At 63.6% G+C, this 25,440-nt stretch carries 20 protein-coding genes and 1 pseudogene; 14 read left to right on the top strand and 7 right to left on the bottom strand.

The features are described from left to right. Positions 1 to 136: 136 nt before the first annotated feature. Together AC0L2D_RS06675 and AC0L2D_RS06670 are read left to right on the top strand one after the other, a co-directional pair. Positions 137 to 1,129, top strand: coding sequence for an adenosine kinase (locus tag AC0L2D_RS06675; protein WP_013528052.1), 993 nt, complete (start codon positions 137 to 139; stop codon positions 1,127 to 1,129). A gap of 391 nt (positions 1,130 to 1,520) precedes the next feature. Continuing rightward, complete coding sequence (locus tag AC0L2D_RS06670; RefSeq protein WP_013528053.1) at positions 1,521 to 2,222, top strand: antitoxin Xre/MbcA/ParS-like domain-containing protein; 702 nt, start codon at positions 1,521 to 1,523, stop codon at positions 2,220 to 2,222. A 33-nt stretch (positions 2,223 to 2,255) separates the two neighbouring features. Here the strand turns inward: AC0L2D_RS06670 and AC0L2D_RS06665 are convergent, their stop codons facing one another. Next, complete coding sequence (locus AC0L2D_RS06665; protein ID WP_473540646.1) at positions 2,256 to 4,535, bottom strand: NADP-dependent malic enzyme; 2,280 nt, start codon at positions 4,533 to 4,535, stop codon at positions 2,256 to 2,258. Between the two features lie 213 nt (positions 4,536 to 4,748). Here AC0L2D_RS06665 and mutS point away from each other — a divergent pair, with 213 nt between their 5' ends. Continuing rightward, positions 4,749 to 7,478 (top strand): DNA mismatch repair protein MutS, encoded by a 2,730-nt coding sequence (gene mutS / locus AC0L2D_RS06660; RefSeq protein WP_473540645.1) that lies wholly within the window; start codon positions 4,749 to 4,751, stop codon positions 7,476 to 7,478. Here mutS and AC0L2D_RS06655 read toward each other — a convergent pair whose 3' ends face one another. The 3 genes from AC0L2D_RS06655 to AC0L2D_RS06645 all read right to left on the bottom strand — a co-directional run bounded on the left by AC0L2D_RS06655 (position 7,479) and on the right by AC0L2D_RS06645 (position 11,350). After that, positions 7,479 to 8,324 (bottom strand): aldo/keto reductase, encoded by an 846-nt coding sequence (locus AC0L2D_RS06655; protein WP_473540644.1) that lies wholly within the window; start codon positions 8,322 to 8,324, stop codon positions 7,479 to 7,481. A gap of 86 nt (positions 8,325 to 8,410) precedes the next feature. Beyond that, complete coding sequence (gene copM, locus AC0L2D_RS06650; protein ID WP_013528057.1) at positions 8,411 to 8,803, bottom strand: CopM family metallochaperone; 393 nt, start codon at positions 8,801 to 8,803, stop codon at positions 8,411 to 8,413. Between the two features lie 42 nt (positions 8,804 to 8,845). After that, positions 8,846 to 11,350 (bottom strand): heavy metal translocating P-type ATPase, encoded by a 2,505-nt coding sequence (locus AC0L2D_RS06645; RefSeq protein ID WP_473540643.1) that lies wholly within the window; start codon positions 11,348 to 11,350, stop codon positions 8,846 to 8,848. A gap of 189 nt (positions 11,351 to 11,539) precedes the next feature. Here AC0L2D_RS06645 and AC0L2D_RS06640 point away from each other — a divergent pair, with 189 nt between their 5' ends. The 7 genes and pseudogenes from AC0L2D_RS06640 to AC0L2D_RS06610 all read left to right on the top strand — a co-directional run bounded on the left by AC0L2D_RS06640 (position 11,540) and on the right by AC0L2D_RS06610 (position 19,881). Then, positions 11,540 to 12,364, top strand: a complete 825-nt coding sequence (locus AC0L2D_RS06640) for a glycosyltransferase family 25 protein (protein WP_473540642.1) — start codon at positions 11,540 to 11,542, stop codon at positions 12,362 to 12,364. A 78-nt stretch (positions 12,365 to 12,442) separates the two neighbouring features. Next, positions 12,443 to 15,244: a [protein-PII] uridylyltransferase gene (locus AC0L2D_RS06635; protein WP_473540641.1), complete on the top strand. Its 2,802-nt coding sequence runs from the start codon at positions 12,443 to 12,445 to the stop codon at positions 15,242 to 15,244. 46 nt (positions 15,245 to 15,290) lie between these two features. Next, entirely contained in the window at positions 15,291 to 16,898 is a 1,608-nt protein-coding gene (gene murJ, locus AC0L2D_RS06630; RefSeq protein WP_024501802.1) for a murein biosynthesis integral membrane protein MurJ, read from the top strand. Positions 16,899 to 17,068: 170 nt separating this feature from the next. Continuing rightward, entirely contained in the window at positions 17,069 to 18,136 is a 1,068-nt protein-coding gene (gene trpS, locus AC0L2D_RS06625) for a tryptophan--tRNA ligase (protein ID WP_473540640.1), read from the top strand. Between the two features lie 91 nt (positions 18,137 to 18,227). Then, on the top strand, positions 18,228 to 18,719 hold the full coding sequence (locus tag AC0L2D_RS06620) for a universal stress protein (RefSeq protein WP_013528063.1): 492 nt from the start codon (positions 18,228 to 18,230) through the stop codon (positions 18,717 to 18,719). 189 nt (positions 18,720 to 18,908) lie between these two features. After that, the gene (locus tag AC0L2D_RS06615; RefSeq protein WP_013528064.1) at positions 18,909 to 19,478 is read left to right on the top strand and encodes a NifU family protein; all 570 of its coding nucleotides are present in this window, start codon (positions 18,909 to 18,911) and stop codon (positions 19,476 to 19,478) included. Positions 19,479 to 19,555: 77 nt separating this feature from the next. Beyond that, positions 19,556 to 19,881 (top strand): annotated as a pseudogene (locus tag AC0L2D_RS06610) (NIPSNAP family protein). A 111-nt stretch (positions 19,882 to 19,992) separates the two neighbouring features. Here the strand turns inward: AC0L2D_RS06610 and AC0L2D_RS06605 are convergent. After that, positions 19,993 to 20,610 (bottom strand): L,D-transpeptidase, encoded by a 618-nt coding sequence (locus AC0L2D_RS06605; protein WP_013528066.1) that lies wholly within the window; start codon positions 20,608 to 20,610, stop codon positions 19,993 to 19,995. A 226-nt stretch (positions 20,611 to 20,836) separates the two neighbouring features. On the opposite strand from AC0L2D_RS06605, the gene cueR reads away from it, so the two are divergent. The 4 genes from cueR to AC0L2D_RS06585 all read left to right on the top strand — a co-directional run bounded on the left by cueR (position 20,837) and on the right by AC0L2D_RS06585 (position 23,543). Then, on the top strand, positions 20,837 to 21,259 hold the full coding sequence (gene cueR / locus AC0L2D_RS06600; RefSeq protein ID WP_024501803.1) for a Cu(I)-responsive transcriptional regulator: 423 nt from the start codon (positions 20,837 to 20,839) through the stop codon (positions 21,257 to 21,259). Between the two features lie 58 nt (positions 21,260 to 21,317). Continuing rightward, positions 21,318 to 21,749 (top strand): OsmC family protein, encoded by a 432-nt coding sequence (locus AC0L2D_RS06595; protein ID WP_013528068.1) that lies wholly within the window; start codon positions 21,318 to 21,320, stop codon positions 21,747 to 21,749. 941 nt (positions 21,750 to 22,690) lie between these two features. After that, on the top strand, positions 22,691 to 22,951 hold the full coding sequence (locus AC0L2D_RS06590) for a hypothetical protein (RefSeq protein ID WP_127219059.1): 261 nt from the start codon (positions 22,691 to 22,693) through the stop codon (positions 22,949 to 22,951). Between the two features lie 91 nt (positions 22,952 to 23,042). Next, complete coding sequence (locus tag AC0L2D_RS06585; RefSeq protein WP_050596417.1) at positions 23,043 to 23,543, top strand: MmcB family DNA repair protein; 501 nt, start codon at positions 23,043 to 23,045, stop codon at positions 23,541 to 23,543. A gap of 14 nt (positions 23,544 to 23,557) precedes the next feature. On the opposite strand, the gene nhaA is transcribed toward AC0L2D_RS06585, so the two are convergent. Together nhaA and AC0L2D_RS06575 are read right to left on the bottom strand one after the other, a co-directional pair. Further along, positions 23,558 to 24,766 (bottom strand): Na+/H+ antiporter NhaA, encoded by a 1,209-nt coding sequence (gene nhaA / locus AC0L2D_RS06580; RefSeq protein ID WP_473540639.1) that lies wholly within the window; start codon positions 24,764 to 24,766, stop codon positions 23,558 to 23,560. 62 nt (positions 24,767 to 24,828) lie between these two features. Then, the gene (locus AC0L2D_RS06575; RefSeq protein ID WP_013528072.1) at positions 24,829 to 25,392 is read right to left on the bottom strand and encodes an ActR/PrrA/RegA family redox response regulator transcription factor; all 564 of its coding nucleotides are present in this window, start codon (positions 25,390 to 25,392) and stop codon (positions 24,829 to 24,831) included. Between the last annotated feature and the right edge of the window lie 48 nt (positions 25,393 to 25,440).

The following is a 25,440-nucleotide window of genomic DNA, read 5'->3' as shown; positions in this document are numbered from 1 at the left end:
CGCCTCGCGGCTGATGCGCCTTTGCCTGTTCCGCCAAAGTTGCGTGTCACGCCCTAGGCAAACCGGTTTCAAATCGCTAGACCCGCGCCGGGCCGGCGTGGCAAGAAGCCGGCTCGGGTTTTTGGCGGAGATTTTGATGCCGGATTATGACGTGCTTTGCATCGGCAATGCCATTGTCGACATCATCGCCCAGTGCGACGAGGAATTCCTCGAGACCAACGGCATCATCAAGGGCGCGATGAACCTCATCGACACACAACGCGCCGAACTGCTCTACAGCCGCATGGGCCCGGCGATCGAGGCGTCCGGCGGCAGCGCCGGCAACACGGCGGCCGGCGTCGCCAGCTTCGGCGGCCGCGCCGCCTTCTTCGGCAAGGTCTCCAACGATGCGCTGGGCGAAATCTACGCGCACGACATCCATGCACAGGGCGTCGCCTTCGACACCACGCCGCTCAAGGGCGAGCCGCCGACGGCGCGGTCGATGATCTTCGTCACCCCTGACGGCGAGCGTTCGATGAACACCTATCTCGGCGCCTGCGTCGAGCTTGGGCCGGAGGATGTCGAGGCCGATAAGGCTTCTGGCGCCAAGGTCACCTATTTCGAAGGCTATCTGTGGGACCCGCCGCGCGCCAAGGAAGCGATCCGCCAGACGGCGAAGCTGGCGCACGCAGCAGGCCGCGAAGTGTCGATGACGCTGTCGGATTCGTTCTGCGTCGACCGCTACCGCGACGAATTCCTCGAGCTGATGCGTTCGGGCACGGTCGACATCGTCTTTGCCAACAGCCACGAGATCAAATCGCTCTACCAGACATCCTCGTTCGACGAGGCACTGGCGCAGATCCGCAAGGATTGCCGGATCGCCGCCGTGACCCGCTCGGAAAAAGGCTCCGTGATCGTGCGCGGCGACGAGACGGTGGTGATCAAGGCGACCGCCATCAAGGAACTGGTCGACACGACGGGCGCCGGCGATCTCTATGCCGCCGGCTTCCTGCATGGCTACACGCAAGGCCGCGACCTGCAGACCTGCGGCGACCTTGGCTCACTGGCGGCCGGATTGGTGATCCAGCAGATCGGCCCCAGGCCCCGGCAGAATCTGCGCCGCGAGGCTGAGCAGGCGGGATTGCTGTAGGGGTCCCGGCGCTTTTAACCTCTCCCCTTGTGGGAGAGGTCGGATTGCCCCGATTTGTCCTTTACAAATCGGATGGCAATCCGGGTGAGGGGTAGCTTGGCGCCAAGCTGGAACACCCCTCAACCGTCTTGGCGCTACGCGCCAATCCACCTTCTCCCACAAGGGGAGAAGGAAATGCCGTCGCGCGGCTGTCACACATGACACCTACACGCAATCTGGGCGCCCGCGACTGACATTTCGGTGCGCCCTCAGTCAGTTGGGGTGTCAAGAAATGCTGGACAGCATGCTGTCGGGCGGCCGGACCGGTTGCCGCCGCGATTTCCGTTTTCCGCACTAGAAGTTCAACAATCGGCCGCAGCTGAGGGGGAGCGCGCGGCCAGAAGACAGATGCATGAACAGATTTCAAATCCAGGGCCTCAAGCAGGACGACTTCGCGGAGATGGTCGCGGAAGACGTCGAACGTGCACTTGCCCACTATGACGAGGCCATCAACAAGCCCACCATGGTCTCGGTCGGCAAGATCGCCGGCAGCATAGCGTCCGCCGTCACCTTGCTGTCACCGAAGCACCAGCGCGCCATCGACGCCATCCATGCCGACCTGCCCGGCCTGGCCTCGAAATTCGTGCGCGCGCTGGCGGCGGAAGCCGCGCGCCGCAGCGAAGCCGGTATTGCCGGCGTGACAAATCCGCCGACGACCCCGTTGGCCGATGTCGAGCCTCCTTCGCTGCCAAAGTCCGACGATCTCGAATCGATGCTGATCGAGGACTGGGCCGGCCGCGTCGCCGGCTCGACCTATCTGGAAGAGCATCTGCGCATCGCCCGCTCGACCCTGCACCGCTGGCAGCGGCGGGGTGAGGTCATCGCCTTGCGCAAGGGCGGCCGCAAACATGTCTTCCCGCTGGCGCAGTTCGTCGACGGCCGGCCGGTTGCAGGCATTCGCGACGTGCTATCCCTGATCACCAATCCGAGGCTCGCATGGCTGTGGCTGACGCGGCCCTCGGCGCAGCTCGACGGCCGCGTCCCGATCGACTTGCTGCGGCAGGATCAGGTGGACGAGGTCGTCGAGGCCGCGCGCGTATTCGCGCCGGGCTGAAGGCGGCGCGGACTCACCGCTGAGGCCAGCCCCTCAAGTCCCCGCCGTGTACGCCGCGATCGCCGCCATGTTGACGATATCGCTGTCCTTGGCATTCAGCGACACGATCTGAACCGGCTTGTTCAGGCCGACCAGCAGCGGCCCGATCACCGTCGAGCCGCCGAGTTCCTGCAGCATCTTGGTCGAAATCGAGGCCGAGTGGAACGCCGGCATGATCAGCACATTGGCCGGGCCGGTCAGGCGGATGAACGGGTATTGCGCCATGGCGCGGGCGTTGAGGGCGACGTCGGCGGCCATTTCGCCGTCATATTCGAAATCGACGCGGCGCTTGTCGAGGATGCGCACGGCTTCCTGGACGCGCTCGGAACGCTCGCCCTGCGGATGGCCGAAGGTGGAATAGGCGAGCATGGCAAGCCTCGGCTCATAACCCATGCGGCGGGCAAAGCCTGCGGCCTCCTCGGCGATGTCGGCGATCTGCTCGGCGTTCGGCATATCGTGCACGGCGGTGTCGGCGACCAGCACGGTCTTGCCCCGCGCCAGCACGATCGAGACGCCGATGACGCGGTGGCCGGGCTTGGCATCGATGACGCGGCGGATGTCGTCGAGCGCTGTCGAATAGTTGCGGGTGACGCCGGTGACGATGCCGTCGGCGTCGCCCAGCGCCACCATGCAGGCGGCAAAGTGGTTGCGATCGTTGTTGATCAGCCGCTGGCAGTCGCGAAACAGGAAGCCTTTGCGCTGCATGCGCTCGTAGAGGTAGTCGGTGTAGATGCCGTTGCGGCGCGACAGCCTTGCATTGATGATCTCGATGCCTTGTTTGTTGAGATCGATGCCGGCGTGCCTGGCGTTTTCCTTGATGACGTCGTCGCGGCCGAGCAGGATGGCGGTGCCGAGCTTCTGGTTCACATAGGAGACGGCGGCGCGCATGACCTGTTCCTCCTCGCCCTCGGCGAAGACGATGCGCTTGGGCTGGCGGCGCACGCGGTCGTAGATGCGCTGCAGGGTCGAGGCGATCGGGTCGCGGCGGGCCGACAGTTCCTGCGCGTAACGGTCGAGGTCAAGGATCGGCTTGCGGGCGACGCCTGAATCCATCGCCGCCTTGGCGACCGCAATCGGAATGGCCGAGATCAGGCGCGGGTCGAACGGCACCGGGATGATGTAGTTGGGGCCGAATTTCGGCCGATTACCCTGATAGGCGGCGGCGACGTCGTCGGGCACGTCCTGGCGCGCCAGTGCCGCCAGCGCCTGGGCGGCGGCGATCTTCATGTCGTCATTGATGGTGGTTGCCCTGACATCCAGCGCGCCGCGGAAGATATAGGGGAAGCCGAGCACGTTGTTGACCTGATTGGGGTAATCGGAACGCCCTGTGGCCATGATGGCGTCTGTGCGGATTTCGGCGACCTCCTCCGGCGTGATTTCCGGGTCGGGATTGGCCATGGCGAAGATGATCGGGTTCTTGGCCATCGACTGCACCATGGCGGTGGTCAGCGCGCCCTTGGCGGAGAGGCCGAGGAAGACGTCGGCGCCGTCGAGCGCCTCGGCGGGGCTGCGCGCCTCGGTCTTGACCGCATGCGCCGATTTCCACTGGTTCATGCCTTCGGTGCGGCCCTGGAAAACCACGCCCTTGGTGTCGCACAGGATGATGTTTTCGGGCGAAAAGCCCATCGCCTTCATCAGCTCGATGCAGGCGATGCCGGCGGCGCCGGCGCCGTTGCAGACCATTTTCGTGGTCTTCATGTCGCGACCGGTGATCTCCAGCGCGTTGATCAGGCCGGCGGCGGAGATGATCGCAGTGCCGTGCTGGTCGTCATGGAAGACCGGAATGTCCATCAATTCGCGCAGCCGCTGCTCGATGATGAAGCATTCCGGCGCCTTGATGTCCTCGAGATTGATGCCGCCGAAGGAGGGCCCGAGGAAACGCACGCAGTTGATGAACTCGTCGGCGTCCTCGGTGTCGACCTCGAGGTCGATGGAATCGACATCGGCGAAGCGCTTGAACAGCACCGCCTTGCCCTCCATCACCGGCTTGGAGGCGAGAGCACCGAGATTGCCGAGACCGAGAATGGCGGTGCCATTGGAGATGACGGCGACCATATTGCCGCGCGTCGTGTAGTCGAAGGCGCGCGAGGGGTCTTCGGCGATGGCCAGAACCGGAACCGCGACACCAGGCGAATAGGCGAGGCTGAGGTCGCGCTGCGTTGCCATGGGCTTGGTGGCGACGACCTCCAGCTTGCCCGGCCGACCCATGGCGTGGAATTCGAGCGCTTCCTGCGCACTGACGGACGGACCGCTGTTCTCGGTTTTCCTGGCCATGATGTTCTTGATTTCCTCACCGGTGCAGCACCTCGTTGAAGCGGGTGCTTTGTGTCGGACCGAATTAAGACCACGCGCCGCCGCGTGTAAACCGCCAGCGTGCGGAATCGCGGTTGGTACGCGCGATTGCGGGCATCCTGCCGTCCCGGTCGTCCCCTGTTTTTCGAAGCCCCGGCATTAAACCGCGCGATCACATCTGCTAGCGTGCGGCGCATGAACATGCACAGCCCGAACGAGCCAGACGCCCCCGAGGCGATGACGCCGGTGCCGACCGCCCACGCCGGCGCCACGCCGATGATCGAGCAATTTATCGAGATCAAGGCGGCAAACCCGGATTCGCTGCTGTTCTATCGCATGGGCGATTTCTACGAACTGTTCTTCGACGATGCCGAGAAGGCAAGCCGGGCGCTGGGCATCGTCTTGACCAAGCGCGGCAAGTATCAAGGGCTCGACATTCCGATGTGCGGTGTGCCGGTGCATGCTGCTGACGACTATCTGCAGAAGCTGATCGGCCAGGGTTTCCGCGTTGCCGTCTGCGAACAGATCGAGGATCCGGCCGAGGCGAAGAAACGCGGCGGCAAATCGGTGGTGCGCCGCGATGTGGTGCGGCTGGTGACACCAGGCACCATCACCGAGGACAAATTGCTGGCGCCGTCGGAATCGAGCTTCCTGATGGCGCTGGGGCGGGTGAAAGGCGGAGCGGACCACTCCTTTGCGCTGGCCTGGATCGACATCTCGACCGGCGCCTTCCGCGTCACCGACACCACCGCCGACCGGCTTTTGGCTGACATCTTCCGTGTCGATCCGCGTGAGTTGATCGTTGCCGAGCCAGTGTTCCACGATCCGGAGCTGAAGCCGGTGTTCGACGTGCTCGGCCGCGTCGCCAGCCCGCAACCACCGTCACTGTTCGATTCGGCGTCGGCGACAGGGCGCATCGCCCGCTTCTTCGATGTGGCGACGCCGGACAGTTTTGGCGCCTTTTCGCGCGCCGAACTGTCGGCGATCTCGGGCGCCATTGCCTATGTCGAGAAGACGCAGAAAGCGGAGCGCCCGCCGCTGTCGCGGCCCGAACGCGAGGAGCAGGGTTCGACCCTGTTCATCGATCCGGCGACACGCGGCAATCTGGAACTGCTGCGCACGCTGTCGGGCAGCCGCGAAGGCTCGCTGTTCAAGGCGATCGACCGCACGGTGACCGGCGGCGGCGCAAGGCTGCTCGCCGACCGGCTGATGGCGCCGCTGACCGACCCGGCGGCGATCGGCGCCAGGCTGGACTCAGTGTCGTTCTTCCGTTCCGAAACGCGACTTTGCCAGGCGGTGCGGTCGAGCCTGAAGAGCGTTGCCGACATGCCCCGCGCGCTGTCCAGGCTGGCGCTCAACCGGGGTGGGCCGCGCGACCTCGGCGCGCTGCGCGCCGGCTTCGAGGCTGCAGGCGCGATCGCCGAAATCTTTGCCGCCACCGCCCTGCCCCCGGAACTTGCGGCGGCATTGGCCGCCATCCATGCACTGCCCCAAGCGCTTTCGCAGCATCTGATGCAGGCACTTGGCGACGAACTGCCGCTGCTCAAGCGCGACGGCGGCTTCGTTCGTGGCGGCTACCATGCCGATCTCGACGAGATGCGGGCGCTGCGCGACGAATCGCGAAAGGTGATCGCCGGGCTGGAACGCTCGCTGATCGACGAGACCGGCATCCGCTCGCTGAAAATCCGGCACAACAATGTGCTCGGCTACTATATCGAGGTGACCGCCAACCACCATGCTGTGATGACCGGCAGCGATGGCGCCAAGGCGCGCTTCATCCACCGCCAGACCATGGCCAACGCCATGCGCTTTACCACGACCGAGCTTGCCGAGCTCGAGACCAAGATCGCCAATGCCGCCGACCGGGCGCTCAACATCGAACTGGCCGCCTTCGAGGCGCTGACGACGGAAGCGGTCGGCGAAGCGGAGAAGATCCGTGCCGGCGCCGATGCGCTGGCCGTGCTCGATGTCTCCGCGGCGCTCGCGCTTCTGTCGGAAAGCGAAGCCTGGTGCCGGCCGGTGGTGGATTCGAGCCTTGCCTTCGAGATTACGGGCGGGCGGCATCCGGTGGTCGAACAGGCCTTGCGCCGCTCCGGCGAAGGCCCGTTCGTCGCCAATGATTGCGACCTGTCGCCGGAGGGAGCTGCCCGGAACGGCGCGATCTGGCTTTTGACCGGCCCGAACATGGGCGGTAAATCGACATTCCTGCGGCAAAACGCGCTGATCGCCATCCTGGCCCAGACCGGCTCGTTCGTGCCGGCGACATCGGCCCATATCGGCGTCGTCGACCGGCTGTTCTCGCGTGTCGGCGCCTCGGACGATCTGGCGCGCGGCCGCTCGACCTTCATGGTCGAGATGGTCGAGACGGCAGCGATCCTCAACCAGGCCGGCGAGCGCGCACTGGTGATCCTCGACGAGATCGGCCGCGGCACCGCCACTTTCGATGGCCTGTCGATCGCCTGGGCCGCGGTTGAATATCTGCATGAGAAGAACCGCTGCCGGGCAATCTTCGCCACCCATTTCCACGAAATGACCTCGCTGGCCGGCAAGCTGGCGCGTCTCTCCAACGTCACCATGCGGGTCAAGGAATGGGAAAACGACGTCGTCTTCCTGCACGAGGTCGGCAAGGGTGCCGCCGACCGCTCCTACGGCGTGCAGGTGGCGCGGCTGGCCGGCCTGCCGGAAGCGGTGGTCGACCGGGCCAAGGAAGTGCTGCACCAACTGGAAGAGGGCGAAGTTTCGGGCAAGACCAACCGGCTGGTCGACGATCTTCCATTGTTTTCGGTGGCGGTGAAGCGAGAAGCGCCGAAGCCGATCAAGAGCGACGCGCTGGGCGCGGCACTCGGCGACATCAACCCGGACGAAATGACGCCACGCGAGGCGCTGGAAGCGCTCTACCGGCTGAAGGGGTTGGCGGGGACATAGTCAGATCATCTCCAACCCGCGCTTGCGCGCTGGTGGCGGGAAGGCGCGGTCGAGATCGGCGATGTCCTGCGGCGCAAGCTTGATGTCGAGCGCAGCGACATTCTGGCGGACATGCTCCTCGCTGCTGGCCTTCGGGATGGCGATGACGCCCTCCTGATGCATCACCCAGGCCAGGGCGATTTGCGCTGGGGTCGCATTGTGGCGGACGGCGATGGCTTCGAGCCTGGCATTGCGCGCCAACGCACCCTGCTCGACCGGAGAATAGGCCATCAAGGGGATGCCGCGCTGCCGGCTCCAGGGCGCCAGATCGAATTCGAGGCCACGCCGGACCAAATTGTAGAGCACCTGGTTGGTCTGGACATTGCCGCCATCGGGCAGGCCGATCAGCTCTTCCATCTCGTCGGTGTCGAAATTGCTGACGCCCCAGTGGCGGATCTTGCCGGCCTTTTTCAGGGCCTCGAAGGCCGCGACGGTTTCCGTCAATGGCACGCTGCCGGGCCAATGCAAGAGATAGAGATCGATGCGGTCGGTGCGCAGGCGTTTCAGGCTGTTTTCGCAGGCCCGCTGCACGCCCGCGCGCGAGGCGTTCGACGGTAGCACTTTCGAGACCAGGAAGGTCTCGTCGCGGCGCCCGGCAATGGCTTCGGCCACCACCTCCTCGGCACCGCCGCTGGCATACATTTCGGCGGTGTCGATCAACGTGATGCCGAGGTCGAGGCCGAGCTTGAGGGCATTCACCTCATCGGCGCGGCGACGGGAATCTTCGCCCATCTTCCATGTGCCCTGGCCAAGCACCTGAACGGCTTCGCCGAAGGGCAGTTTGGTGGTTCTGATGGTCGGTGGCATGGCGGGCTCCAGTTGGGGCCGGATCGCATCACAGGCTGGGCGATAAATCCAGAGGCGTTCTCGCCGCGCTGGCGATGGCCGAAGACTTACTTCACCGGATGGGCGGCGAGCCAGGCCTGCATCTGCTTGATCTCTGCTTCCTGCGCGGCGATGACGCCTTCGGCCAGCTTGCGGATTTCCGGGTCCTTGCCATTGGCAAGTTCAACCTTGGCCATGTCGATCGCGCCCTGATGGTGCGGGATCATGCCTCTGACGAAATCGACGTCGGCATTGCCGGTATAGTCGGACGCCATCATGTCGGCATGCATCTTGTCCATCGCCGCCTTGTAGCCTTCCGTCGAAGGACTGGTCGCGTCCGTCGCCATAGCGCCCATGTCGTGTTTCATCTCTTCGCTCTGCGCCGGAACGCTTTCGAGGAAGACGGCAACCAGCATTCCGGCCGCCATCAGCAGCAGCACGAGTTTTTTGGCGAAGGTCATACATGGTCTCCTGTGGATGGGTTTCGTATTTGGGGGCTTGGATCAGAGTTTCAATGTTCTCAGCCGCAATGCGTTTGCGATCACCGACACCGAGGACAGGCTCATCGCCGCCGCTGCCAGCATCGGCGACAGAAGCGTGCCAGTGAGCGGATAGAGCACGCCGGCGGCGACCGGCACGCCAAGCACGTTGTAGAGGAAGGCAAAGAACAGGTTCTGACGGATGTTGCGGATCGTCGCCTGAGCCAGCGTGCGCGCCCGCACGATGCCGTTGAGGTCGCCTTTGACCAAGGTGATGCCGGCGCTTTCGACGGCGACATCGGCGCCGGTGCCCATGGCGATGCCGACATCGGCGGCGGCAAGGGCCGGTGCATCGTTGACGCCGTCGCCGGCCATGGCAACGCCGGTGCCTTTTGCGCGCAGTTCCTCGACAAGGGCTGCCTTCTGTTCCGGCAGCAGGTCGGCGCGGACCTCGTCGATGCCGAGGCTTCTGGCGATCGCGTTGGCCGTGCGTTCATTGTCGCCGGTCGCCATGACGATCCGCAAGCCGCTTTCATGCAGCGCCTTGATCGCCTCGGCCGTCGTTATCTTGATAGGGTCGGCGACGGCGACGATGCCGGCCAGTTTTTTGTCGACAGCGACGAACATCGCCGTCTTGCCTTCGAGTTGCAACGCCTCGGCCTTGGCCGAGATGGATGCGATGTCGACGCCAAGGTCGGCCATCATCGCGGCGTTCCCGAGCGCGACCGTCTTTCCCGAGACCGAACCGGACACACCCTTCCCGGTGACCGCCTCGAAGCCGCTGGCCTCTGCAACGGTCACGCCGCGCGTAGCGGCGCCGTCGACGATGGCTTCAGCCAGCGGATGCTCCGAGCCTTTCTCCAGGCCCGCGGCAAGCGCCAGCAATTCGTCTTCGGAAAAGCCGTTTGCCGTGACGACATCGGTCAGCTTCGGCCGGCCTTCGGTCAGCGTCCCCGTCTTGTCGACGATCAGCGTGTCGACGGAAGCGAAGCGTTCGAGTGCTGCGGCTTCCTTGATCAGCACGCCGGCATGCGCCCCGCGCCCGGTGGCGGTCATGATCGACATTGGCGTCGCGAGGCCGAGCGCACAGGGACAAGCGATGATCAGCACCGACACCGCCGAGACGATGGCAAAGATCAGGCTGGGCTCGGGTCCAAACACGGCCCAGGCGATGAAGGCGACAATCGCGACAAGGACGACGGCCGGGACAAAGTAGAAAGAAACGCGATCAGCCAACCCTTGGATCGGGGCGCGCGAGCGCTGCGCCTTGGCGACGAGCTCGACGATGCGCGCCAGCGTCGTCTCGGCGCCGACCTTCTCAGCGCGCATGATCAGCGCACCATTCTTGTTGAGCGTGCCGCCGGTCAGCGCATCGCCCTCGACCTTCTCGACCGGCAACGGCTCGCCCGTGATCATCGATTCGTCGAGCGAGGACCGTCCTTCCAGCACCGTGCCATCGACCGGCACGGCGTCACCGGGGCGTATGCGCAGGCGATCGCCGGCCTTGACGGCGGCGAGGGGCACGTCGTTTTCGGAACCATCGGCGGCGATCAGCCGCGCTGTCTTCGGTGCGAGATCGAGCAAGGCGCGGATCGCCGAACCGGTCTTTTCACGCGCGCGCAGCTCCAGCACCTGGCCAAGGAAGACCAGCGCGACGATGACGGCGGCAGCCTCGAAATAAACCGGCACCGCACCGCCATGGCCGCGGAACTGATGCGGAAAGATATCCGGAAACAGCGTGGCGACGACGCTGTAGAGATAGGCAGCGCCGACGCCGAGCGAGATCAGCGTCCACATGTTGGGGCTGCGGTTGACGAGCGAATCCCAGCCGCGGTGGAAGAAAGGCAGTGCCGCCCACAACACGACGGGGCTGGCCAATGCCAGCTCAAGCCAGACCTTCGTCCGCTCGTCGAAAAAAGCCTGAAAAGTCAGGCCAAGCATCGGCGCCATGGCGACGACCAGCAAAGGGACGGATAGAGCGGCACTGACCCAGAATCGCCTGGTGAAATCGACCAGTTCCGGATTGGGACCCTCGTCACCCGTTGGTACGCCCATCGGCTCCAGCGCCATGCCGCATTTCGGGCAGGATCCGGGCTTGTCACGGACGATCTCCGGGTGCATCGGGCAGGTGTATTGCGTGCCCTTGGGCATCGGCTGCGGTGCTGGCCTGCCGCCCAGATATTTTTGCGGCTCCGCCTCGAATTTCGCCTGGCAAGCGGCCGAGCAGAAATAGAAGCCCTGGCCTTCGTGGCGGGCAAAATGACTGGCTGTCGCGCGGTCGACGCTCATGCCGCAGACCGGATCGGTGGCGGTCAGGAATTTTTCCGGTTCGGCGACGAATTTCGTGCGGCAGCCCTGGCTGCAGAAATGATAGAGATGGCCATCATGCTCGGCCGTCGGCTTGCCAGCCGCCGGATCGACAGTCATGCCGCAGACCGGGTCGCGGACGACGCTCTTCGTGGTGGGCACGGCGCCTTTTGTCGAGCAGCAGCTACCGTGCGCGTGATGATCGTGATCTGAATGCGTCATTCGAAAATGCCTTGATGGATCGGTGTGTGACGTGGAGATAGGGCTTCCAGTAACTGGAAGGTCAAGGGCTGTTTCGACTTTTCTTCTCCGGTCCACGGCGCGTCCATCCACCCCAGAAAAAGTCTCACGCGGCAACACCAGGCCTGCTAGAAAGCGCGAGCGTCGCGGGGGTGGGGATTTTCTTCGGCAATGAAGCGTCTGGTCATCAATCTCGATCGGTCTCCCGATCGCCTTGCCCGTGTGACGGCGGAGTTTGCCCGCATCGGCGTTGCATTCGAACGCGTTCAGGCCATAGACGCACGCGACCGGCCGGAGCTGGACCAGCTGCCGCAAAATGTCGGATATCGGAACAGGCTGCCATTGACTGACGGCGAGATCGCCTGCCTGCTCAGTCACCGGGCCTGCTGGGCTGTCATCGCGCAAGGCGACGCCCGCTACGGGGCGATTTTCGAGGACGACATCGTCTTTGCCGCAAAAGCCGGCGCATTGCTTCGCGACAGCGACTGGATCCCAGCCGATGCCGAAGTCGTCAAGCTCGAAAGCTACTTCTGTAAGACCGTGATCCGACGCAAGCGCATTGCCATCGGTCACGGCTTTTCCACATCCAAACTCGACGCCGGACATATAGGAACCGCCGGCTACATCATCTCCAGGCAAACCGCGCTCGACCTGATCAAGGCCACCGAGGAGATCGGCATCGCTGTCGACGACCTTGTCTTCAACCCCGAGTTTTCGGTTTTGCGAGGCGAGACGATCTACCAGCTTGTTCCTGCGCTCTGCGCGCAAGATCAGTTCCTTGGTGACAGGGCGCTCCATTTGCCAAGCCTGCTCAGAGAAAAGCGGGATATCCAGTGCGCCGCATCTGCCGGGACCGGGAAACGCAGAAAGACAGCCATAGCGAGGGTCAAAGCCGAGGCTCGGCGAATAGGCAAGCGCATTGTCGATTTCGGTCGACTGAAGCGGAGAATGGTCATTCCATTTACTTATCCGAGCCAAAACTCAGCCGGGTCTTGAACCGGCTTCAACGCCCCATACCCAGCGCCGCCAAAACGCGCTATAGACGCCGCCGAAACGGCAAGGCCGACTGGATATATGGCAAGAATCTCCCTGAAGCTCGACGAATTGATCGACGGCGAAGCCTTGCGCCTCGAGATGACCGCGCTGACCGCGGCCACGGCGGGCGACGGCTCAGGGCAGGCTGCGCGCAATGGTGTGCTCCAGCTGCTCAAGGGACGACTGGCGGACGGGCGCGCCATTGCCGAACGCATGCTGAGGGACGATGGCGGCGGCAGCGCCTGCGCGGCGCGGCTGTCGCATCTCATGGACGAGATCATCCGGGCGCTTTACGATTTCGCCGTCACCCATGTCTACCGGGTCAAGAACCCGTCCTCCGCGGAGCGCATGGCCGTCGTCGCTGTCGGCGGCTACGGCCGTGGAACGCTGGCGCCGGGGTCCGACATCGACCTGTTGTTCCTGCTGCCTTACAAGCAGACGCCGTGGGGCGAACAGACAGTCGAATACATGCTCTACATGCTGTGGGACCTGGGGCTGAAGGTCGGCCACGCCACGCGCAATATCGACGAATGCCTGCGCCTGTCGCGCACCGATGTCACCATCCGCACCTCGATCCTCGAAGCACGTTTCCTGTGGGGCGAGGAAAAGCTCTATGATGAACTGATGCTGCGCTTCGACCATGAGGTGGTGCGCACGACCGGCCCCGAATATGTCCAGGCCAAGCTTGCCGAACGCGATGACCGCCATGCCAAGGCCGGCGAAAGCCGCTATCTGGTCGAGCCCAACGTCAAGGACGGCAAGGGTGGCCTGCGCGATCTGCAGACGCTGTTCTGGATCGGCAAATATTTCTACCGGGTGCGCACCGGCGAGGAACTGGTCGATAAAGGCGTCTTCACCGAGGGCGAGTACCGCGAGTTCCAGAAGGCCGAGGATTTCCTGTGGGCGGTACGCTGTCACATGCATTTCCTCACCGGCAAGGCCGAGGAGCGGCTGCATTTCGACATCCAGCGCGAGATCGCCGAACGGCTCGGCTACACCACGCACCCCGGCCTGTCGGCGGTCGAGCGCTTCATGAAGCACTACTTCCTCGTTGCCAAGGACGTCGGCGACCTGACCCGCATCTTCTGTGCCGCGCTCGAGGAGGAGCAGGCCAAGCACGTGCCGGGCTTCAACCGCATCTTCCTGACTTTCTCGCGGCGCAAGCGCAAGCTGGCCGGCACGTCGGACTTCATTGTCGACAACCACCGCATCAACATCGCCGACGACCAGGTGTTCGAGCGCGATCCGGTCAATCTGCTCAGGCTGTTCTGGTTCGCCGACAAGCACGGTCTGGAATTCCACCCCGATGCGCTGAAGCTGCTGACCCGTTCGCTCGGCCTGGTCAACAAGTCGCTGCGGCGCGACGAGGAGGCCAACCGGCTGTTCCTCGACATATTGACCTCGGATCGCAATGCCGAACTCAATCTGCGCCGCATGAACGAGGCCGGGCTGCTCGGCAGGCTGATCCCGGATTTCGGCAAGATCGTCGCCATGATGCAGTTCTCGATGTACCACCACTACACGGTGGACGAGCATCTGATCCGCTGCATCGGCGTGCTGGCCGAGATCGAACGCGGCGACGGCGAAAAGGTCCATCCCCTGTCGCACACGCTGATGCCGGGGCTGAAGAAGAGCCGCGAGGCGCTCTATGTCGCCGTACTGCTGCACGACATCGCCAAGGGCAGGCCGGAGGACCATTCCGAGGCGGGGGCCAGGATCGCACGCCGCATCTGTCCGCATATGGGGCTGTCGCCTGCCGATACCGAGACCGTTGCCTGGCTGGTCGAGAACCATCTCGTGATGTCGATGACAGCCCAGACCCGCGACCTCAACGACCGCAAGACCATCGAGGATTTCGCCGCGATCGTGCAGTCGGTCGAGCGGCTGAAGCTGCTTTTGATCCTCACCGTCTGCGACATCAGGGGCGTCGGACCGGGTGTCTGGAACGGCTGGAAGGGCCAGTTGCTGCGCACGCTCTACTACGAGACCGAATTGCTGTTGACCGGCGGGTTTTCGGAAGTGTCGCGCGCGCAACGCACGGCGGCGGCGCGCGAGCGTCTGGCCGAGGCGCTTGCCGACTGGCCGGACAAGGCCCGCAAGCGCTATGTCGGCCAGCACTACGAGAATTACCTTTTGACCGTCGATCTCGCAGACCAGCTGCGCCATGCCGAATTCATTCGTGAAGCTGACGCGTCAGGCAACAAGCTTGCCACCATGGTCAAGACCCACCAGTTCGAGGCGGTGACCGAAATCACCGTGCTGGCGCAGGACCACCCCCGCCTGCTCTCGGTCATCGCCGGGGCGTGCGCCGGGGCCGGCGGCAACATTGTCGACGCGCAGATCTTCACGACGTCGGACGGCCGTGCGCTCGACACGATCCTGATCAGCAGAGAATTCGACCGCGACGAGGACGAGCGCCGGCGTGCCGAGCGTGTCGGCCGGCTGATCGAGGACGTGCTGTCGGGCAAGAGCTGGCTGCCGGAAATGATCGAGAAGCGCACCAAGCCGCGGCGCGGCTCCAAGGTGTTCAAGATCCCGCCGCGTGCCGAAATCCGCAACACGCTGTCGAATCGTTTTTCGGTCATCGAGGTCGAGGGCCTCGACCGGCCTGGGCTGCTGTCGGAGATCACCGGAACGCTTTCCGACCTGTCGCTTGACATCGCATCGGCCCACATCACCACCTTCGGCGAAAAGGTCATCGACACTTTCTATGTCACCGATCTCACTGGCCAGAAGATAGATAGCCCGGCCCGCATCGCCACCATCCGCAATCGGCTGATGGCAACGCTCGAAGGCATCGTGCCCGAACGCGGCGGCAAGTCCAGGGCGGCGGCCGAGTGACAACGACCATCACTTTGTCCCAATTCCGCAGGCAGTTCCCAAAAGCATGAGCCTCGTCAAGAAATTCGCAACGGTCGCTTCCGGCACGCTGATGAGCCGCGCGCTCGGTTTCGGCCGCGAGATGCTGATGGCCGCCGCACTCGGCACCGGACCGGTCGCCGATGCCTTCAACGCCGCCTTCCAGTTTCCCAACACCTTTCGCCGGCTGTTTGCCGAGGGTGCCTTCAACGCCGCCTTCGTGCCGCTGTTCGCCAAGGAGATCGAGACCCACGGCACCGAAGGCGCCAAGCGCTTTTCCGAGGAAGTGTTCGGCGTGCTGTTCACGGCGCTGCTGGCGCTGACCATCATCATGGAACTGTCGATGCCGCTGATCGTGCGCTATCTGGTGGCGCCGGGTTTTGCCGGCACGCCGGGGAAGTTCGACACCACGGTGACGCTGGCGACGATCATGTTCCCTTATCTGATCTGCATGTCGCTGGGCGCGATGATGGCGGGGATGCTGAATTCGCTGCGCCGCTATTTCGCCGCCGCCGTAGCGCCGGTGTTCCTCAACATCATCCTGATCGGCGTGCTCGCCTATGCCTGGTACAAGGGCTCGGATGCCCTCACAGTCGGCTACGGGCTGTCCTGGGGCGTGCTTGCCGCCGGACTGGTGCAGCTGGCGATCGTCTGGGTGGCAGTGCGCCATGCCGGCATCTCGATCGGCTTTCGCCGTCCCAAAATGACGCCTGCGGTCAAGCGGCTGCTGATCCTGGCGCTGCCGGCGGCCATCACCGGCGGCATCACCCAGATCAACCAATTGATCGGCACGGCGATCGCCTCGGCGCAGAACAGCGCGGTGTCCTCGCTCGCCTATGCCGACCGCATCTACCAGTTGCCGCTCGGCGTGGTCGGTGTCGCGGTCGCCATCGTGCTGTTGCCCGAACTGTCGCGCGCGCTGAAGTCGGGCAATCTGATCGAGGCGGCCAATCTGCAAAACCGCTCGGTCGAGTTCACACTGTTCCTGACGCTGCCGGCAGCCGCCGCACTCTGGGTGATGTCGGAGCCGATCGTACGGCTGGTCTATGAGCGCGGCGCGTTCGCTGCCAACGGCTCGACGCCGACGGTGGCGGCGATCCTGGCGATCTTCGGCCTCGGCCTCCCGGCCTTCGTGCTGATCAAGGCATTCACGCCGGGCTATTTCGCCCGAGAGGACACGCGTACTCCGATGATCTTTGCCGCCATCTCGGTGGCGGTGAACGTCACCACGGCGCTGACGCTGTTTCCACGGATGGGCGCGCCCGGCATCGCGGTGGCCTCGGCCGTCGCCGGCTGGGTCAACGCGGTGATGCTGCTCGGCGTCCTGATCCGTCGCGGCCACTGGGGCCGCGACGTGCCGCTGATGAAGCGCATTCCACGTCTGGTGCTGTCGGCTATCGTGATGGGGGCAGCGCTCTATTTTGCCGAGCATTGGTTCGCCGTCAGGCTCGGGCCCGGCTCGCCGCTGGTGGTCAAGGCGACGACGCTGCTGTCGCTGGTCGCGGGTGGGGCGCTGCTGTACTTCATCACGGCGTTTGCCACCGGCGGCGCCGATTTCGGCATGATCCGTCGCAACGTCAAGCGGGGATCTGGCAAGTCGGCGCCACCGATCGCAAAGACCGAACTGGACGAGTAGCGCCCGACACGCTCGCAGCGCCGTCTTGATCGCAGCGCCGTCTTCGTCCATAAGCGCGCCGTCGCAAGACTTTCGCCGCGCGCGGTTTCCAGCCGCGTGATTGGCTCCGAAAAGTCTGCAACTTTTCGGAATCACGCTTATACGGCCCTCCACAAGCCATGAGGACAATCATGACCGCCTTCAAGCCACTCGTCTTTTCCGGTGTCCAGCCGACCGGCAATCTGCACCTCGGCAATTATCTCGGCGCCATCAAGAAATTCGTTGCCCTGCAGGACACCTCCGATTGCATCTATTGCGTCGTCGACCTGCATTCGCTGACAGCCCAACTCGTCTATGAAGACCTGGCCGACCAGACGCGGTCGATCACCGCTGCGTTCCTGGCCTCCGGCATCGATCCGAAGAAGCACATCGTCTTCAACCAGTCACGGGTCATGCAGCACGCCGAGCTTGCCTGGATCTTCAATTGCGTGGCGCGCATCGGCTGGATGAACCGCATGACGCAGTTCAAGGACAAAGCCGGCAAGGACCGCGAGAATGCCTCGCTCGGCCTGCTCGCCTATCCCTCGCTGATGGCTGCCGACATCCTGCTCTACCGTGCCACCCACGTCCCTGTCGGTGAGGACCAGAAACAACATCTGGAGCTCACCCGCGACATTGCGCAGAAATTCAACAACGACTTCTCCGACCGTATCGCAGCGCTCGGCGTCGGCGTCGAGATGCAGATCGGCGAAGAGACCGTGAACGGCTATTTCCCGCTGACCGAGCCGGTCATCGGCGGGCCGGCGGCGCGCATCATGTCGCTGCGCGACGGCTCCAAGAAGATGTCCAAATCGGACCCGTCTGATCTGTCGCGCATCAACCTGACCGACGACGCCGATGACATCTCGAAGAAGATCCGCAAGGCCAAGACCGATCCGGAAGCGTTGCCGAGCGAGCTGGATGGCCTGGCCGGCCGGCCCGAGGCAGAAAACCTGGTCGGCATCTATGCGGGTCTCGCCGAGATGTCGAAGGCGGATGTGCTCAAGCAATTCGCCGGCCGGCAGTTTTCCGTGTTCAAGCCGGCCTTGGCCGATCTTGCTGTGGAAAAACTGGCGCCGATCGCCAGCGAGATGCGCCGCATTTCGGATGACCGCGCCTATGTCGACGCGGTGCTCAAGGACGGCGGCGAGCGCGCCGGCGTGCTGGCCGAAGCGACGATGAAGACGGTGCGCGACATTATCGGCCTGCTGCAGGGCTGATCGCGACATCGGGTGCACTGGCACAAGGCCGGCGGCTTGCCGCCGGTCCGCCGCAGTGGCAGATTGCGCCGCAAGACACGAGTAGATAGACATGGTCTCCAAACGCCTCAGCCGCGAAGCCGGCCATCGCAGGAAATTCCTGACGATCATCGACGACACGCCGGAATGCGAGCGTGCCGTCGCCTATGCCTCGAAACGGGCGCAGAGCACCAGCGGCACGCTGGTGCTGCTCTATGTCATCGTGCCGGACGATTTCCAGCATTGGCTGGGTGTCGAGAAGATCATGCGCGAGGAAGCCAACGCCACGGCGCGCGCCGCACTCGACAGCTATGCCAACAAGGTGCGCCAGAAGCTCGGCATCGAGCCCGAGATGGTGGTCCGCGAAGGCAAGCCGACGGAAGAGATTCACAAATTGATCGAGGAAGACCAGGACATCGCCATCCTGGTGCTGGCCGCCGGTGCGGGCAAGGAAGGCCCGGGACCGCTGGTCGGCGCCGTGGCCGGCAAGGGTGCCGCCTTCCCGATCCCGGTGACTGTCGTGCCGCAGAACCTTTCGGACGAGGAAATAGACAGCCTGGCCTGAGGTGTGCTGATTTTCAGGTGATGCCGGCCTGACCTGAATCTCAACACACCTTCGGGCGCGTCCCAGGGGCGCGCAAAAACATTCCGCCAGCCAGCCATTCCGGCGATGCGTTTCGCTTGAATGTCCAGCCAATTGAGCCTATTTAGAATTGTTCCAAACTAGATGCCCAAACGGGCACGGAGACGGCCAGTGTTCATCCAGACCGAATCGACGCCAAACCCGGCGACGCTGAAATTCCTGCCCGGCAAGGAAGTGCTTGTGGAAGGCACCGCCGATTTCCGCGATGCCGACAGCGCCGCCGTCGCCTCGCCGCTGGCCGGCCGGCTGTTCGAAATTCCTGGCGTCACCGGCGTTTTCTTCGGCTATGACTTCATCACCGTGACCAAGGATGGCCCCGACTGGCAGCATTTGAAGCCGGCGATCCTCGGCGCCATCATGGAGCATTTCATGTCCGGCGCGCCCGTCATGGCCAAGGCCGGCCCGGCCGCCGAGACCAGCCAGACCGGTGAGTTCTACGACAAGGCCGACGAGGAGCTGGTCATCACCATCAAGGAGCTGCTCGACACGCGGGTGCGCCCGGCGGTCGCCCAGGATGGCGGCGACATCACTTTCCGCGGCTTCGAGAATGGCACGGTGTTCCTGCACATGAAGGGTGCCTGCGCCGGCTGCCCGTCATCGACGGCGACGCTGAAGCACGGCATCCAGAACCTTCTGCGCCATTTCGTGCCGGAAGTGCAGCAGGTCGAGCAGGTCTCCTGACGCCCGTTTTGACAATTCTACCCTGCTGACCGTCTGGTCCGATTTCTTCCGGCGCATCGGTCAGAAGGAACTCCAAAATGATCTACGAACTTCGGGTTTACCGGGCTTTGCCGGGACGCTTGCCGGCGCTTCTTGATCGCTTCGACAAGATCACGCTCAAATTATGGGAAAAGCACGGTATCCGCCAAGCGGGTTTCTTTACCACGCTGATCGGAGCTTCGAACAACGAACTGACCTACATGCTGGCATGGGAATCGCTGGCCGAACGCGAAGAGCGTTGGACGGCGTTCGTGAAGGACCCTGCCTGGACGCAAGCGCGGGAAGATTCCGAGCGTGATGGCCAGATCACCGAGACAATCATCAACCAAATTTTGGTCCCACCGCGTTCTCGGCGGTGTCCTGACCGCCGAGCAGGCGTCGCATCGCGCAAACAACAAAAAACCGGGCCGAATTGCCCGGTTTTCTGCTTGGGACGTCCGTTGTTGCCTAGACGGTCCGCGTACGAAAACTGCCTCTAGAGAACGATGACCTTGGCGCCGACCGAGGCGCGGTCATAGAGGTCGATGATATCCTGATTCATCAGCCGGATGCAGCCAGACGACATCGCCTTGCCGATCGAATTCCATTCGGGGCTGCCATGCAGGCGATAGCCTGAATCACCGCCCTTGTTGAACAGGTACATGGCGCGCGCGCCGAGCGGGTTCTTCAGGCCCGGCTCCATGCCGCCGGCAAACTTTTCCAATTCCGGCTGGCGCTGGATCATCTGCCTCGGCGGCGTCCAGGTCGGCCATTCGCGCTTGAGCGCAATGTGGGCGGTGCCATGCCACTCGAAGCCCTCGCGGCCGACGCCGATGCCGTAGCGAATGGCCCTTCCGTCGCCCTCGATGAAATAAAGGAACTTGTTCTGCGTATCGACGATGATCGTGCCCGGCTTTTCCGGGCTATCGTAGTTCACTTCCTGCCGATGGTACTTCATCGGCACTTTCTCGATCGGGATGCGCGGCAGCTGATAACCGGCGTCGGTGACCGCGCCGTAGTCGTTGGAGAAGATCTGCGAGCCGATGGTGCTGCAACCGGCGATAGCAGTGGAGAGCGCCAGTGCGGCGATGATTGCAAACGACTTCATGCGCATCAGGTGATCCGGTGCCCCGCCCAAACTCGGCGGCACGAGTCGGCCGCTCTCTCATCATCATTCATGCTGGCATTTGCTTTGCTTGCCAAGCGCGCGATGCCTATATGCCTGCCTTGACGTACCGGTAAGCGTATCACTATGGCATTTTGGCAACAGGACTCACAGGATTGTGAAGCAAATTCAAGGGGCCTGCTCCATGGGTTCCTAGAAATCGAGGAGAACCGTCATGAATGTCGGTGACGCCGCCCACCGCTCCGGCCTGCCGGCCAAGACCATCCGTTACTATGAAGAGATCGGCCTGATCGCCCCGGCACGCGCCGCCAACGGCTACCGCGATTATTCCGGAGACGACATCCATCGGCTGGCCTTCCTGCGCCGCGCGCGCAATCTCGGCTTTTCCATCGACGATTGCCGCCAGCTGATGGCGCTTTACCAGGATCGCAGCCGCGCCAGCCAAAACGTGCGCGAAATCGCCGCCGCCCATGTCACGGCGATCGAGGAGAAAGTGCGCGAGTTGCAGTCAATGCGCTCGACGCTGCAGAAACTGATTCATGCCTGTCACGGCGACGAAAGGCCGGATTGTCCGATCCTTGATGACATGGCGGGCGCGGCATTGCCCAGCGACAAGGGCGCCTCTGCGCCTGCATAATGACCGTACGTCGACGACGCCCGAAGCCTGGTCGACTCCTGCCGGGAGGACATCCGCAATGGTCTCGATGACCGTCGAACTGCGCAATGTGGAGGACACGCGAGCCGCCATGGGCTGGGCCGGCGGCCACACGATCATCGTCGACCGGCCCGAAGGCAAGGCCGGCGGCATGGGCCTGGGCTTCAATGGCGGCCAGTTGCTTGCCCTGGCGATCGGCGGCTGCTTCTGCAACGATCTTCGCTACGTCGCCGAGGAAATGGGCGTAACGCTCGACAAGATCGCCGTGACCGTGACGCTGAACCTCGAAGGCAAGCCTTTGCTCGCGACCTCGTCAACCATGGCGGTTTCATGTACGACGCTGGACGGCTCCGACCCGGCCGAGATCATTACAAGGGCCGCGGCGATTTCCACGGTCAGCAACTCCCTGCGCCAGGGCGTGTCGGTGAGCATTGAAACGGCCGCAACGACGGCCGGCTTGTCGGAGGAATGATCCCCGGGAACAGGCGCATTGGCCGCGTGGATTGTCAGAGATCGCCAAAAAAGGCCCGCCGCCGGCACGGCAGAGCGATTGACCCAATTTTCTTCGGCATCTGGGCGCGTCAATCAGCCGCTCTATGTCTTCCCTTGTCGCAATGATCAACGATGGAGGTTGGCATGGATCGGCGATTGTTTCTGACTGGAATGCTTGGGCTGGCAGGGGCTGCGACCGTCGTCGCAATCGCGCGTCCTGCCACCGCCTTGGCCGGCATCCCGAATACGGGGCCCGGCATTCTCGACGAGCTCGACAAACCGTCCGACGATATTCTCGACCCGGATGGTCCCGGTGTCCAGGATGGCGTCGAGTTGGTGCGGCACCGCAGATGGCACCGCCGCCGTCGCCGACGCGGGTGGAGGCGGGTCTGCCGTCGCTATTGGCGCAATGGCTATTGGCGCCGCAGATGTTTCCGCAGATCCTTCTGGATCCACTTCTGACGAGACCAGCAACGCGAAGGTCCCGGCGCCCGCCGGGGCCTTCGCTATCGCTGCGGGCTTCAATCCAATCGGCAAAAAAGGCCCGCCGCCCCTCGGCAGCGGGCAGGTCCTGGAGTGCCGGGGGATCAACCCGGCATGGGATCAACGAGCGGGTCACCGGTTGGTTGCAGGGATCGGCCCGGTAGCCTTCCTTTGGGTGGACCGCCACCGGGCCTGACCGGAGCGGGGTGTATTGGGGGAGCCCCGGCTGCTTCCAAAATATCACTTTTCGCTTATATTCGCTTTAGCTAATTTACATAAAGCCATGCATCACCCGCAGATCGGGTGCGCACTTCACGAAAGTGTGGAAGTGACGTCTCCCTGCTTATGCCATTCGGCATTCGCGGAACTAAAGCGGTTGCATCTGACTTTGGTTGGTGACGCGCAAAGACTTTTTCGCTGCTATCTTAAAGTTACCAAATGGAAATTGACCGGCGCAGCATATCAAGTCGATTTGCGCTGACGATCTCTTTGTTTTTCCAGGAACTGCTTGGCGTGCTCCGCCCAATCAGTCGTGGTGACTTTATGCTCCTGAACGGACTTTCTGAAAGCCTTGCGCAGAGCATCAAGGTCAAAGGCCCACAGTTGTTCACCATCAGTGCTGTTCAATTTTGTGCCGCCCGTCCCCATGAGAACGATGGTGTGCACCACAAGCTCAATCTTTCAAGGATCAATGCCTGACTTCTTTTGGGTATATCCGGGTATATCGAATATATAATCGCCTGCATAAAACAGGTTCAAACCGTGAACAGAATCTGGCATGGTGCCTGGCATGCCGATCATCTCGCCCATCCCAATCAACCCTCTCATCGACGGTCGCCAGTCCGAACGCGCCATGCTGGTGCGGCGCGGTGTGCAGCGGCTGCTCATGGATATGGGCGCGCATGTGTTGCCCGAACTGTCGCTGGCCACCGGCCGCCGTGCCGACCTCGTCGCGCTGACCCGGCAGGGCGATATCTGGATCATCGAGATCAAATCCTCGATCGAGGATTTCAGGGTCGACCGCAAATGGCCCGACTACCGGCTGCATTCCGACCGCTTCTTCTTCGCCACCCATCCCGGCGTACCCTCGGAGATCTTCCCGCACGAATGCGGCTTCATCCTTTCCGACGGCTATGGCGCCGAGATCCTGCGCGATGCGCCCGAGCACCGCATGGCAGCGGCAACGCGCAAGGCGCTGATGCTGCGGATCGCGCGGGCCGGCGCTTCGCGGCTGCTGGCGGCGGAGCTTGCCGGCGTGTCGGTGCCGGCGCTGGAGGGTGAGAGCGAGTAGCGGCGTCCTTCACTCTATGACCGGCTCTCCTCTTCGCCGTCCTCCACGCCACCCCTAGCGGACGCCATGAGCAGCACGGCAGCGCCCAGGATGGCGGCGATGAAGGAGCCGGCGAGGATGCCGACCTTGACCGCGTCCTGCAGCGCCACGTCGCCGGCGAAGGCGAGCAGGCCGATGAACAGGCTCATGGTGAAGCCGATGCCGCACAGCAGCGATATGCCGATCATGTGCGTCCAGCCGGCATTGGCGGGCAGGTCGGCAAGACCGAGCCTGATGGCAAGTGCCGAGGAGCCGAACACGCCGACCAGCTTGCCGACAACCAGGCCGGCGGCGACACCCAGCGTCAACGGCTCGATCAGCGCGCCAAAGGTCAGGCCGGCGAGCGAAACGCCGGCATTGGCAAAGCCGAAGATCGGGATGACGACGAAAGCCACAATCTTGTGCAGGCCGTGCTCGAGCCGGTGCAGCGGCGAATGGTCCAGATCGTGACCGATCCCGGCGGAGCGCTCAAGCGGGATGGTCAGCGCCAGCGCCACGCCGGCAAGCGTTGCATGGACGCCAGATTTCAGCACCAGAACCCACAGGACGACGCCCAGAACGAGATAGGGCACAAGCGTCATCACCCGCATGCGGTTGAGCACGACAAGCGCGGCAATGATTGCGAAGGCGGCACCCAGATAAGCCAGCGACAGGCCGCTGGTGTAGAAGATGGCGATGATGATGACGGCACCGAGGTCGTCGATGATGGCCAATGCTGTGAGGAACACCTTCAGCGAAGCCGGCACGCGGCTGCCGAGCAGCGACAGCACGCCGAGCGCAAAAGCTATGTCGGTGGCGGTCGGGATCGCCCAGCCGGACAGGGCGGCCGCATTGTTGCGGTTGACGGCGACATAGACGAGTGCCGGAACCAGCATGCCGCCGGCGGCGGCGATGCCGGGCAGCACGCGCCGAGGCCAGGTGGAGAGCTGGCCGTCCAGCATCTCGCGCTTGATCTCCAGCCCGACGAGCAGGAAGAACACCGCCATCAGCCCGTCATTGACCCAGTGCGAGACGCTGAGCGGGCCGAGATAGGCGTGGAGCACGGAGAAATAGGTTTCGGCGAGCGGCGAGTTGGCGACGATCAACGCAAGTGCCGCCGCCGCCATCAGGATGATGCCGCCGGCCGCTTCGCTATCGAGAAATTCGCGGAAGACGGAAATCGGCCGCTGCTTCAGATCCTGCATGTCGCCTCCGTCATGCCGCCTGTTTCGGCGGGTTTCAATCGGCAAGATGGCAAACGGTGGCCTTAACGCGGCGCGCGCTTTGCCAGTATGCGCTGCAAGGTGCGACGGTGCATGTTGAGCCGGCGCGCTGTCTCGGAGACGTTGCGCTCGCACATCTCATAGACGCGCTGGATATGCTCCCATCGGACGCGGTCGGCCGACATCGGGTTTTCCGGCGGCGCCGCGCGCTCGCCGGCGGTGCGGGTGAGTGCGGCGAAGATATCATCGGCGTCGGCGGGCTTGGAGAGATAATCGACCGCACCGAGCTTCACCGCGGTCACCGCGGTGGCGATGTTGCCATAGCCGGTCAGGATGATGGTGCGGGAATCCTCGCGCTTTTCGCGGATGGCCGCGACCACGTCGAGGCCGTTGCCGTCGCCGAGCCGCATGTCGACCACGGCGTAGGCGGGCGGATTGGCGCGCGCCTTGGCAACCGCCTCCTCGACGCTCTCGGCCGTCTCGACCACGAAGCCCCTGGCTTCCATGGCGCGGGCCAGACGCGTGAGGAACGGCTTGTCGTCATCGACGACAAGCAGCGAGGTGTCCTCGCCTTCAACCATTGCGCCAATATTCTCGTCGCCTGTCATAGTCTCAAAATTCCTGCTGCCTTAATTTTACGCAAATATAGTTCCTGA

This window comes from Mesorhizobium sp. WSM4833, assembly GCF_055811095.1.
This window is presented reverse-complemented; position numbering and strand designations above follow the sequence as displayed.